Origin of the sequence: Streptomyces sp. AC558_RSS880 (assembly GCF_019049255.1) — a bacterium.
Taxonomy (GTDB): Bacteria; Actinomycetota; Actinomycetes; order Streptomycetales; family Streptomycetaceae; genus Streptomyces.
In genome coordinates, this window is record NZ_JAGMUJ010000085.1 from 46,946 (window position 1) to 58,141 (window position 11,196).

The following is an 11,196-nucleotide window of genomic DNA, read 5'->3' on the forward strand; positions in this document are numbered from 1 at the left end:
AGTGCTTTTGGCCCTGGAGCGTTTCGCGTTTGAACGTTGCGTTGAAGGATTCGGCGAGCGCGTTGTCCGCGCTGGAGCAGATCGCGCTCATGGACTGGCGGACACCGGCTCTGCGGCAGGCGTCGGCGAAGGCCCGGCTGGTGTACTGGGTGAGTTCAACCGGTCGATGCAACACCGGGTTGTTGAAGTGAGCGTAGTTGCTCTTCGAAGACTTCGGCGGGGGTCTTCCAGCCGAGGGTCTTGCGGGGCCGGTTGTTGAGTGCGTACGCGACGGCTTCGAGGTCTTCGGCGGACCACCGGGACAGGTCTGTGCCTTTCGGGAAGTACTGTCGCAGCAGCCCGTTGGTGTTCTCGTTCGTCGGTCGCTGCCAGGGCGAGTGCGGGTCAGCGAAGAACACCCGTGTTCCGCTCTCCATGGCGAACTGGACGTGGCCGGAGAGCTCCTTCCCGCGGTCCCAGGTGAGGGTCTTGCGTAGTTGCTCGGGCAACTTGGTCATCGCTTCCGTCAGCGCCGCGTTCATCGCGACCGCGCCGTATCCGCCGAGCGACGGCCCGTTCTTCACATACGGTTCCTCCCCCCAGCCATCCAGCCGTGGCAAATGGATTAGGAGTGTGGACCTGCTGCTGCGCTCGACGAGCGTGCCGATCGCGGACCTACCCGTCCCAATGATCAGGTCGCCCTCCCAATGGCCGGGGACAGCACGGTCGTCGGCCTCGACAGGGCGTTCGCTCAAAACGACGTCAGTGGTGACGTGGCCCTGCGGCTTGTTTCGGGACCGCGCCCTTGGTTCCCGCAGCGCACGCCCCGTGCGCAGACACGTGACCAGCTCGCGCTTGAGCGCGCCTCGGCCCTCGATGAACAGCGCCTGGTAGATCGCCTCATGGCTGATGCGCATGGACTCATCATCAGGGAAATCGACCCGCAGCTGGCGTGCGATCTGCTCCGGACTCCATGCCGTTGACCACCGCCTGTCCTGGCGACGGGGCTTGTTCAAGCCCTTCCACGGCGGCGTCGCAGGACCTGGAACGATCGTGCCGTCGGGGCGGCGCACGTCACCAGCGAGTCGGTCCTGCACGTACTCACGCAAACGGTCGTTGCCCACGAGCTTCGCCGCCTTCGGGCGCTTCGCGGCCTGCTGCGCCTTCCACTGGGCCACCACGGCGCGGTAGACCGGCTTACCGCCCCTGGTCGCGGCGTTGCGACGCAGCTCGCGAGAGATCGTTCCCGGGTCACGCCCGATCGTGCGGGCGATCTCACGCACGCCCTTGTCCTGAGCCTTGAGCAGTGCGATCTCCTCGCGTTCGGCGAACGTCAGGTAGCGGCCGGAGGGTGCGTCCAGACTCAGCGGCGCCATCCCGCCAGCATGTCGGAACCATCGAATCCCGACCGGTGCCGACACGCCGACTCCCTCGGCGGCCGGGACCGAGGTGACCCCGGATGCAATCAGGCGCCAGAACTCCCGCTGCACAGCACGCGATGGCTCAGGCCGGCCCGGTGAGCGCATCGGCGGCCGCATCGCCCTATCCGCGGCCCATTGCCGTCGCGCACCGGGTGGCGCCTGCGGCATCTGCTTCCTCGGTAGTCCCATTGCACACCTCTGCGATCAAAGGTGTTGCGACGATCAGTTGAATCCGCCCTACACCCCGTGATCGCTGTGATGAATGAGGCCAGAGTCCTTCTTGATCTTCCGTCTCCACAACGCCATTTCCAGTGCGTCCAGAGGCAGTTCGGTTCGCATGTGGTTCGCAACTTGCCAGCCGACGATCATGCGTGAGTACACATCCAGGACGAACGCCACGTACGCCCAGCCCGACCAGGTGCGGACATACGTCATGTCCGCCACCCACAGCTGATCCGGTCGCGAGGCGGTGAAGTCACGGTCGACCAGGTCCGGCGGGCGGGGCGCCGACGGCTCCGGCACGGTGGTCCTCCGCCGCTGCCCGCGGATCACGCCCTCCAGGCCCAGCTCGTCCATCAGCCGCTCGACGGTGCAGCGGGCCACGACGACGCCCTTGCGCCGCAGGGCGCGGGTGATCCGCCGGACCCCATAGGTGCCGCCCGACTCGGCGTGAACCTGCTCGATCAGCCGCATGAGCTGCTCGTCACGGAGCCGGCGCGCCGACTTCGGCCGCTTCTTGCGCGCGTAGTAGGCGGACTCGGACCAGCCGAGCACCCGGCATACGGGCCCGACCCCGAAGCCGCTGTCCTTCAGGCTGTCGATCACCTGGTCGGCCTCGTCCGGGGACGGTCGAGCTCCTGGGCAAAAAGCGCACTCGCCGCTTTGAGGATCTCGTTCGCCCGCCTCAACTCCGCTACCTCCTTGCGGAGTTGCTTCAACTCGGCAAGCTCGGTACTGGTCAGCCGGTCGTCGCGTTCACCGGCGTCCGTCTCGGCCTGGCGGACCCAGCCGCGCAGGGCCTCCTTGTGGATGCCAAGGCACTTCGCGACATGCGCGATCGGACGGCCGGTGGTGCGAACCTCGCGGACGGCCCGCTCACGGAGCTCGTCCGGGTACTTACGTGGTGCTGGCACTGCTCGTGGTTCTCCTTCGGCCAGGATCATAAGCCTGGCTTCAGGGACTCCACGAAACCGGGGTCAGCTCACACCGTGGTCCCGGCGCGGAACTGGATGGGCACGATGGCGCCGGCAGCGGTCTGGCGGACCATGTCGTCGAAGAGGATGTCGCGGGGTTTGGGGGTGGCGTGGGCTTTGCCGCAGGCGAGCAACCGCTCGATCGTGCCCGTATCAGGGATTCGACGGCCTGCGCTCCGCCCGACCAGAGCATGTGGCTGTGGTGTGCCTGGGGGACGCCGGTCGCGCGGCGGGTCCAGAAGGCAGGGCGTCGCGTTCGAGGACGCCACGGACGGGGCCATGGCCACGGCGGCCAGGGGTTCCCGCCAGTCCGTCTCCCAGGATGACCACGTGACTCACGTCATCGGTGCTCCGTGTCCACTCAGGGGGCCGGTCTGGGCGGGGATGCGGGGGATCGCGCCGTAGCGGCGGGTGCGCCGGGCGTACTGTTCGATCGCGTCCCACAGGGTGCGGCGGTCCACCGCTGGCCAGGGGGTGTCGAGGAACAGCAGCTCGGCGTAGGTGGCCTGCCAGGGCAGGAAGTTGGAGGTGCGCTGGTCGCCGCCGGTGCGCAGGAGCAGGTCGACGTCGGGCAGTTCGGGGACATGGAGGTAGCGGGCGAAGGCGTGCTCGGAGACGGAGCCGGGGTCGACCTTCCCGGCGACCGCTTCCTGGGCGAGTTTCGCTGCGGCTGCCGTGATCTCGGTGCGGCCGCCGTAGTTCACGCACATGGTCAGGGTCATTCCGGTGCGGTCGCGGGTGGTCCGCTCGTCCTGGAGGAGTTGCTCGATGACGTCGGCCGGGAGGCGGGAGCGCACGCCGGCCCAGCGCACGCGGAGGTCCAGTTTCTCGTCCACCAGGCGACGCACGCCCTGGGGAATCTCGTACATCAGGGTCTGCAGTTCGGCGGCCGGGCGTTTCCAGTTCTCGGTGGAGAACGCGTACACGGTCAGGTACTTCAGACCGATCTCAAGGGCACCGTGGACGACGTCGACCAATGCCTCGACTCCTTGCCGGTGGCCGTCGGTGCGGGGCAGGCCGCGGGCGGTGGCCCAGCGGCCATTGCCGTCCATCACGATCGCGACGTGGCGGGGCATATCTTCGCCGGGCAGTTGGGGCGGGCGGACTCCCGAGGGGTGGGGAGTCGGAGCGACGGTCGAGTGCCGCTGGGCGGCGGGCGAGCGAATCTCTTCGGCCTCGCCGGACCGTTCGGGCGTCTTGGCCAGTGCGGGTTGCGGCGGGCAGGGCTGGATGGGGAAGGGGAACAGGCCCCCGGCCAGCGCGGCCTTCGCCTGGGCGGGCAGCATCAGGCGCAGCCGGGTGCTTCGTGGCAAGGCCGGGCGGCTGTGCAGCAGCGTGGAGGGGGCGTCGGCCGCGGTCTTCAGGCGTAGCCGGTACAGGTCGGTGTAGGCGCCGAGCGCGATGCCGACCAACGGGTGCAGCACCGGCGGCAGTGGCGTGTGGTCCAGCCAGGTGCGGGCCCGGTCGGCCAGGCGGCGCACCAAGTCCTCGAACTCCGGGGTGGTGCGCCGGGCCAGTAGGTCCGTCCGGTGCACGCCGGCCTCGTCCAGGGCTTCCTGCGGCAGCGCAACGTGGCCACGGTCGAGGTCGTCGGAGAGGTCGACGAGGGCGTCGGTGAGGTAGATCGCCTCGACGGCGGTCTGGCAGGCCATAGCCGCGTCCGGCACGGCTGCGGCGATCGCCTCCGGCTCAGTGGGCAGGCCCGCGGCCCGTAGCAGCAGGGAGCCCGCCCGCAGCACGAGCGGGGTGTTGATCAGGCTGTTGTAGTGCCGCCACTCCTGCCAGGTGGCGAACTGCCGTCCGTGGACGTCCTGGCGGAGTTCCTCGAACAGGGTGTGCAGGAATCCTGGCGGCAGGTTCCAGGTCAGCATGGTGTGGATCAGTGCCTGCCGTACTGGATCGCTGCCGCGGCCTTCGCGCAGGTCCGTGTCGAACGCCGAGATCCACGCTTCCAGCCGTTCGGCCCGCCCCGGATCCGCCTCGCCGGCGGATCCGACCGCGTCGGCCAGGTCGTCCACTGCCCGGACAGCGCCGTACAGCGCCCAGATGGCGGTCCGCAGCGGCGGTGGCAGCAGCAGCGAGACGGCGTACTCGATCTCGCCCGTCGCGCGGGTGGCGCGGCGGCACACCTCGTAGCCGCGGCGCAGGGCCGCGTCGTGGATGCCGCTGCGCCGGTAGACGGCGGCGGGCAGGGCGGGAGAACTCACCTCACGCCTCCTCTTTCTGGGGTCGAAGGTGCTTGCTCAGGGATCCAGGCCAGGGCGAGGGCGCTGCCGACGGCGGTGAGCAGGAAGCCCAGCAGCAGGCCGCCGAGGTTGGCGGCGACCAGGCTGACCAGGGACATGACGGCTGCCAGCACGCCGGAGAAGTAGCGCAGGGCAGGGTTGCGCCATGTCGTCACACCGGCGACGACGAACAGGGTGCCCAGGGCCCATGAGGCGGCGCCCGCGGTGCCGGTGAACCGCAGGAACCCCAGTCCCACCCAGGAGACGCAGATCAACTCCAACCCTCCGAGCCCCAACAGCAGGCCCGCCGTGAACGGGCGGCCCCGACGCCACGCCCGCCACCCAGATCGCGGGCCGGGGCGGATCGCCGTACTCACCGAGCCGCTCCCGGCTCGCAGCTGCCTTCACCCTGGTGCAGATCGATGGTGACACCGCGGGAGGTGATCGTCCCGGCCGTGAAGGCATGCGGTTGTGTGGTCACCGTGCTGCCGCTGACTTTCCGTGCGCCGACGGTGAACAGGCCGGTGGGCCGGTTCGGGGACACCTGCGGGGTGCTGAATTTCGCGCCGGTGAGCTTCACCGAGCGGGCCGTGGCCTTGTCCGTCTCCACCGTGAGGCCAGCGGCGGTGGAGTGCTCGATACGTACGACTGCCGTCACCGCTCCGACGACCGGCAGGTGGGCGGTGGAGGTGACGCAGGCACCCTCCACCGTGGCCTGTTCCATCCGCGTGGCCAGCGCCGGCAGCAGTCCGCCACGGCCGGAGGCGGCCGGGGAGGCCGACACGCCGACTGCGGACACCCGCGCCGCGTGGACCGTCACCGGCACCTCCCCCGCGAACGCAACCGATACGGCGCCCTCGGCACTCCCGGCCAGCAGGACGGAGGCACCCACGAGCAGGGGTGCCAGCGCCAGAGCGAAACGCCGGCGGCTCGTCCGCCCGCCGCAGGTCCTCATGGGTAATTCGTTGTCGATCACGATCAGCCTAACGACCATCCCGGACCGAAGTACCGCCAAACACACCATCGGCTGATACGTCATCGCAGCCAGTTGCCGCGCCGGGCACGGATTCCCCGGGTGCCGTTGGCTCCTGGACGAAGCGCACGGGATGCGCGGCGAGCCGACCTGGCCTCATGGACGCTTACGGGGGTGGCAGGTCATGGGCATCGGGCCCGGAGCGAGAAAGATGCCCACCCGCGGCCGGTAGCGGTGCCCCGGCGCGGTGCGCAGGGTCCAGTGGCCGGCGATGGTGGCCAGGGCGATGAGGATCTGGTTCATCGTCATCGCGTCGCCGATGCACTTGCGTACCCCGGCGCCGAAGGTGAGGTCGGCGCAGCGGGGCAGAGGCTTGAGGCGCTCCGGCAGCCAACGGTCGGGGTCGAAGCGCAGCGGGTCGGGGTGAACGTCCGGATTGCGGTGTACCGCGTAGTTGTTGTAGAGGAGCTCGGTGCCCGCCGGCAGTTCCGCCGGTCCGAGACGGACGGGCACGAGGGTGCGGCGGGCCAGCATCCACACCGCCGGGTACAGCCGCAGGGTCTCCTTGACGACGCGTCGGGTGTACGCGAGCCGGGCCAGGTCCTCGGCCTGCACAGGACGGCCCTGGAGGGCGGAGTCGATCTCGTCATGCACACGCTGCTCGATGTGGGGATGGCGGTGCAGCTCGTACAGGACGTGGGGCAGCACGTCCTTGAGGCCGTGGACGGCGGCGAAGAGCAAGAACAGCGTGTCGGCGATGATCTGCTGGTCGGTGAGCGGCTCGTCCGTGTCCGCGTACCGGGCTCGCAGGAGCTGGGAAAGGACGTCGTCGCCGCCGTCGCCGTGATGGCGGTGGTGGGTGAGAGCGGCGGTGACGGCGGCGCGCAGGCCGGTCAGAGCCCGCGTGAAGCGGCCAGTGCCCGGGACGTGCGTGAAATGGGCGAGCCGGGGAAGGGCCATGCGCCAGTACAGGCCCGCGGTGGTGTGCGAGGAAAGGCCCGCGATCCCGGCCACCACCCGGTCGTGGGCCGGGGTGTCTCCGCACAGGACGTATGCGTTGACGGTGTACGCGAGTTGCGCCATCGCCAGATCCACCCGGAGCGTCTTGCCGGGCTGCCACCGGCAGGTCGCTTCTTCGGTGGCCTGCCGGACCGCAGGTGTCCCGGCGGCGATCCGGTGCGGGTGAAAGGCGTGCTGCACGGCACGACGGTGACGGCGATGGGATTCGAACAGCGTCAATCCGCCGAACCGCATGTCCATCACCAGGCTGAGGCCGAACTGGGAGCCGATGCCCTCGCTGATCCGCCCCTGCGCAAAGCTGCGCGCGTCGGTCACCAGCATCTGCTGGAGCAGGTCCGGCGAGTTGACCATGTAGACGTCAGGAGTGAACAGGGGGCCTCGCCCCCGTACCAGCGGCCCCAGCCTGCTGAGCGACATGACGAAGCCGAGCGGATCACGTACGGCCTTCAGCCCGTGCCCCAGCAGGGGCAACGCCCCGGGAGCGGTGGGGACGGCAGGCAAAGGAGCGGAGGCAGTCACGGGCACTCTCCCGGATCGTCACGAGCACATTATGCGACGGGTAATGTACTGGGCGTGACGGGTAGGGGTGGTCGTGGAAGCCGTGTATGACGTGCTGGTCGTGGGATCGGGGTTCGGTGGAGCTGTCGCGGCGCTACGGTTGGCGGAGAAGGGGTACCGCGTCGCCGTCGTCGAGGCCGGGCCGCACCGGAGGCCGGAGAACTTCGCCGCCTCCCCGTGGCAGGCTCACCGCTTGCTGTGGGCTCCCTGGCTCGGGTGCCGGGGGATCGTACGACTGCGGGTACGGCGCCGGCTGGCCGCCCTGACGGGCATCGGAGTCGGCGGCGGCTCGCTCGTCTACGCGGGGGTGCACTACCTGCCGGACGCAGCCGTACTCCGGTCACCCTGCTGGGATCCGGCCGTCGACTGGGCTGCCGAACTCGCCCCGCACTACCGGATCGCGCAGCGGATGCTGGGCACCACGCCAGTGCCCAGGCAGGCGGCGGGCGACGACGCCCTGCGGGAGGCGGCCGACGCCCTCGGGGTATCCGGAACCGTGCACGCCACCCGGGTCGGCATCCACTTCGGCCCCCCCGACCAACCGGTGCCCGACCCCTTCTTCAACGGCCGTGGCCCGGCACGCAACGGCTGCACCCTGTGCGGACGCTGCGTCCTCGGTTGCCGCACCGGCGCCAAGAACTCCCTGGACCACAACTACCTCCATCTCGCCGAACTTGCCGGAGCCGACATCCGGCCCCTGACCGAGGCCCGCACTCTCGTCCCGCTGCCGGAAGGCACCTGGCAGATCCATACGCGCGGCGGCCATCCAGTACGTAGGAAGCGTGTGCTGACGGCACACCAGGTGGTGCTGGCGGGCGGCGCCTGGGGCACAGTGGAACTCCTGCACCGCTCCCGCCCTCACCTGCCGCGACTCTCGCCTGCGCTGGGCAGGCACACCCGGACCAACCGCGAGGTGTTCACAGCCGTCTGGGCCGAGGACTTCGACGTCGGCCCCGGCGTCGCCATCAGCTCCGCACTGCGGCCACACCCCGACCTGCTGGTACAGATGTGCCGCATCGGATCCGGCTCGCATCCGGCTGCGTTGCTCACCGCGCCGGTGCCGCTTTCCTGGCGGGACTTCGGCCGTCGCAGCGCCGTGCTCTTCGCCATGGAACAGCGGGACTCACATCTGACCAGCCACTACCGACACGGCCGGTTCGGCGGGCGGATGAGCTTCCGTCCCGGCAGCCCCGAACCCGAGCCAGTACGGCTGCCGGCCGCCGAGACCGTCGCCGGCCACTTCGCCCGCCTCATCAAGGGGCGGGCCCGCCCCCTGTGGAACACCGTCCTGGGACTGCCGGTCACCGCCCATCTCTTGGGCGGATGCCGCATCGGCACCGACCCCGCCACGAGTGTCGCCGACCCCTACCACCGCATCCACGGCTATCCGACCCTGCACATCGCCGACGCCTCCGCAGTTCCCGCCAACCTGGGCGTCAACCCGGCGCTGACAGTGACCGCGATGGCCGAGCGGGCCTTCGCCACCTGGCCCGACGCGGGCCGCCCCGATCAACGCCCGCACCAGCACGAGCCGTACCGGCCCATCCCCTTCCCCGCGACCCCGAGGACATAGCCCCCCGTGCCCCACCCACTCGTCGTCCGCCTCGGCACCACCCGTGCCTTCACCCGGATCGCCCCCCATGTGCTGCCTCGATGCGACCTGCTCGTCCACCGGCTCACCCGCGGTCGGCTGCTGCCCAGTCGGCTGTTCGTCGACACAATCATGCTGACCACCACCGGACATCGCAGCGGCCGTACGCGCACCACGCCGCTGTGCGCCCATCAGGATCCGGACGGCACCTGGCTCGTCGTGGCCAGCAACTTCGGCCGCAGCCGCGACCCGGCATGGAGCACCAACCTGCTACACGACCCCAGAGCCACGGTCACCACCCAGGCCCGTGCCTGGCCGGTCACCGCACGGCAGCTCACGACCCTCGAGAAGCAACAGCAGCGCCCCCGCATCCTGTTGGCTCTACCGGTATACGACACCTACGCCGCCCGCGCTGGCCGGCTCATCCGCGTCTTCTGCCTCACCCCGATCGCCGCTCAACCCACCGATCGAGCCCTCTTCACATGAGGACGGCACCGGCAAGGGGCTAGGCCGTGTATCGAAAGTAGATCTTGAGATGTGAATGATCACGGTTCACGGGGCGGGGTGATCTCACGGATGGACAGTGGGCAGTGTTGAAGCCGTTGTTGCCGAAGGGCACGAGGGCGGGGAGACCGCCCGTCTGGTCCCGGCGGCGGCTGATCGACGGCATACGGTTCCGGGTCCGTACCGGTGTGCCGTGGCGGGACGTGCCCGTCGAGTACGGGCCGTGGGGCCGGATCTACGACCTGTTTCGCCGATGGCAGCGGGACGGCACCTGGCACCGCATCCTCACCCGGCTCCAGTCCATGGCCGACGCGAAGGGTGCGATCAGGTGGGACTTGAGCGTCGACTGCACGGTGTGCCGCGCCCATCAGCATGCGGCCGGGGCCCGAAAGCAGGGCGACCTGCAGAAGGAACCGCCGGGCGGTGTCTTCGCCGAGCCCAGTGATCACGGGCTGGGACGCTCGCGCGGCGGGTTCACCACCAAGCTGCACCTGGCCGTCGAGCAAGGCCAAAAGCCCATGTCGATCGTGATCACGGCCGGCCAGCGCGGCGACTCGCCGCAGTTCGAACCAGTGCTGGAGAAGGTCCGCGTGCCCCGCATCGGACCAGGCCGACCACGCGTCCGACCCGATCGAGTCCGCGCCGACAAGGCGTACGCCTCCCGCAGAAACCGTGCCTATCTGCGCCGCCGCGGCATCAGCTGCACCATCCCGGACAAGACCGACCAGGCACGCAACCGCCAGAAGCTCGGCTCCCGCGGCGGCCGGCCGCCGTATTTCGACCCGGTCGACTACCGCGAGCGCCACGCGGTCGAGTGCGGGATCAACCGCCTCAAGAGGCACCGGGCCGTCGCCACGCGCTACGACAAGCTCGCGGTCCGCTACGAGGCGACCGTCCTCATCGCAGCCATCGACGAATGGCTGCGACCGGGGCCTTCAAGACTCATAAGGGCCGCCCCGGAAGTACATACTCCTGTGCGCTCGGGGGCGGTCACCGCGCCCGAGCGCAGCATCGGAGCGGTCAGCAGGTGCCATCCGTTTCGCCAGCTCCCGCAGCGTCTCGAGGCCGACCAGCACCTCCGAGCGATTGTCCGACCGTTTCATCCACGCTGGCAGCCGAGCGAACATCGACATCGTCGGCCGCACGCCGCCACGCTCTCGCAATCGCGCCCCAACGTAGGCAGACAGCTCGTCGACGTGCTCCTCGTTGTAGGCCCACAAGATGTGACCGGCGCAACGGGTTTGCAGCCACAGAGGCCTCTGGAAGAACGGATCCTCACTACCGCCCAGCACCGCGCCGACCAGCCCAGCCCCCTGCACCTCAGGTTTCCAGTCGGCGACAGCACCGCACCCTCCACAAGCCAGACGACGCGGCTGGAACAGGAGCTCGCTGAAGTATCTGGGATCAGAAAGGCCAGGCCGGGGGATCACGAGAGCACGGCCCCCGCATCGCGGACAGACCACAAGTATCCGACCCGCGAACCGCGCCAACCAACCCCCTGGGTCATAGTGACGAACGAGATCAGTACGCGGCTCGGAATCCATGACAGACACCATCGCAGGCCCGCGATACGAGCAGCCAACGGATTCTCGAACCTGCCCCACAGCTCGCTACCAGCCACTTTCGATACAAGGCCTACTGAGTTTTTCGTTAGTTCTGTGGTGGTGGGGGCTTCGGCAGTGTGAGCATGATGGTGTGTCTTCCAAGCCGCAGGATGCTGTTGCTGATGTCT

General features: G+C 69.3%; 10 protein-coding genes and 2 pseudogenes. 3 read left to right on the forward strand and 9 right to left on the reverse strand.

What is annotated here, in order from left to right; translation table 11 throughout:
* From KUM38_RS42205 to KUM38_RS27205, 9 genes and pseudogenes are all read right to left on the reverse strand, one after another.
* A pseudogene (locus KUM38_RS42205) lies at nt 1-145 on the reverse strand (IS3 family transposase); the annotation flags it as partial.
* Between the two features lie 10 nt (nt 146-155).
* Nucleotides 156-1,568: an IS30 family transposase gene (locus KUM38_RS27175; RefSeq protein ID WP_374227085.1), complete on the reverse strand. Its 1,413-nt coding sequence runs from the start codon at nt 1,566-1,568 to the stop codon at nt 156-158.
* A 69-nt stretch (nt 1,569-1,637) separates the two neighbouring features.
* Nucleotides 1,638-2,225, reverse strand: coding sequence for an IS3 family transposase (locus KUM38_RS27180; protein ID WP_217132881.1), 588 nt, complete (start codon nt 2,223-2,225; stop codon nt 1,638-1,640).
* Nucleotides 2,222-2,533: a transposase gene (locus KUM38_RS27185; protein ID WP_217132889.1), complete on the reverse strand. Its 312-nt coding sequence runs from the start codon at nt 2,531-2,533 to the stop codon at nt 2,222-2,224. The genes KUM38_RS27180 and KUM38_RS27185 overlap by 4 nt, the downstream gene beginning before the upstream one ends.
* Nucleotides 2,534-2,601: 68 nt before the next feature.
* The gene (locus KUM38_RS43020; RefSeq protein ID WP_302181283.1) at nt 2,602-2,727 is read right to left on the reverse strand and encodes a hypothetical protein; all 126 of its coding nucleotides are present in this window, start codon (nt 2,725-2,727) and stop codon (nt 2,602-2,604) included.
* 201 nt (nt 2,728-2,928) lie between these two features.
* Nucleotides 2,929-4,800 (reverse strand): polyprenyl diphosphate synthase, encoded by a 1,872-nt coding sequence (gene uppS, locus KUM38_RS27190; RefSeq protein ID WP_217132892.1) that lies wholly within the window; start codon nt 4,798-4,800, stop codon nt 2,929-2,931.
* A complete protein-coding gene (locus KUM38_RS27195) occupies nt 4,797-5,195 on the reverse strand; it encodes a DUF6114 domain-containing protein (protein ID WP_217132894.1) in 399 nt (132 codons plus the stop codon). The genes uppS and KUM38_RS27195 overlap by 4 nt, the downstream gene beginning before the upstream one ends.
* Nucleotides 5,192-5,857: a DUF6230 family protein gene (locus KUM38_RS27200; RefSeq protein WP_217132896.1), complete on the reverse strand. Its 666-nt coding sequence runs from the start codon at nt 5,855-5,857 to the stop codon at nt 5,192-5,194. Before KUM38_RS27200 ends, KUM38_RS27195 begins: the two co-directional genes overlap by 4 nt.
* 90 nt (nt 5,858-5,947) lie before the next feature.
* Nucleotides 5,948-7,330, reverse strand: a complete 1,383-nt coding sequence (locus KUM38_RS27205) for a cytochrome P450 (RefSeq protein ID WP_217132898.1) — start codon at nt 7,328-7,330, stop codon at nt 5,948-5,950.
* A 73-nt stretch (nt 7,331-7,403) separates the two neighbouring features.
* On the opposite strand from KUM38_RS27205, the gene KUM38_RS27210 reads away from it, so the two are divergent.
* The 3 genes and pseudogenes from KUM38_RS27210 to KUM38_RS27220 form a co-directional block, all read left to right on the forward strand.
* Nucleotides 7,404-8,942, forward strand: coding sequence for an FAD-dependent oxidoreductase (locus tag KUM38_RS27210; protein WP_217132900.1), 1,539 nt, complete (start codon nt 7,404-7,406; stop codon nt 8,940-8,942).
* A 6-nt stretch (nt 8,943-8,948) separates the two neighbouring features.
* A complete protein-coding gene (locus KUM38_RS27215; RefSeq protein WP_217132901.1) occupies nt 8,949-9,446 on the forward strand; it encodes a nitroreductase/quinone reductase family protein in 498 nt (165 codons plus the stop codon).
* 71 nt (nt 9,447-9,517) lie between these two features.
* A pseudogene (locus tag KUM38_RS27220) lies at nt 9,518-10,390 on the forward strand (IS5 family transposase); the annotation flags it as partial.
* Between the last annotated feature and the right edge of the window lie 806 nt (nt 10,391-11,196).

Coding starts and splice junctions, on each gene's coding strand:
- KUM38_RS27175 (WP_374227085.1), bottom strand. CDS start 1,568: ATGCCGCAGGCGCCACCCGGTGCGCGACGGCAATGGGCCGCGGATAGG.
- KUM38_RS27200 (WP_217132896.1), bottom strand. CDS start 5,857: ATGACGTATCAGCCGATGGTGTGTTTGGCGGTACTTCGGTCCGGGATG.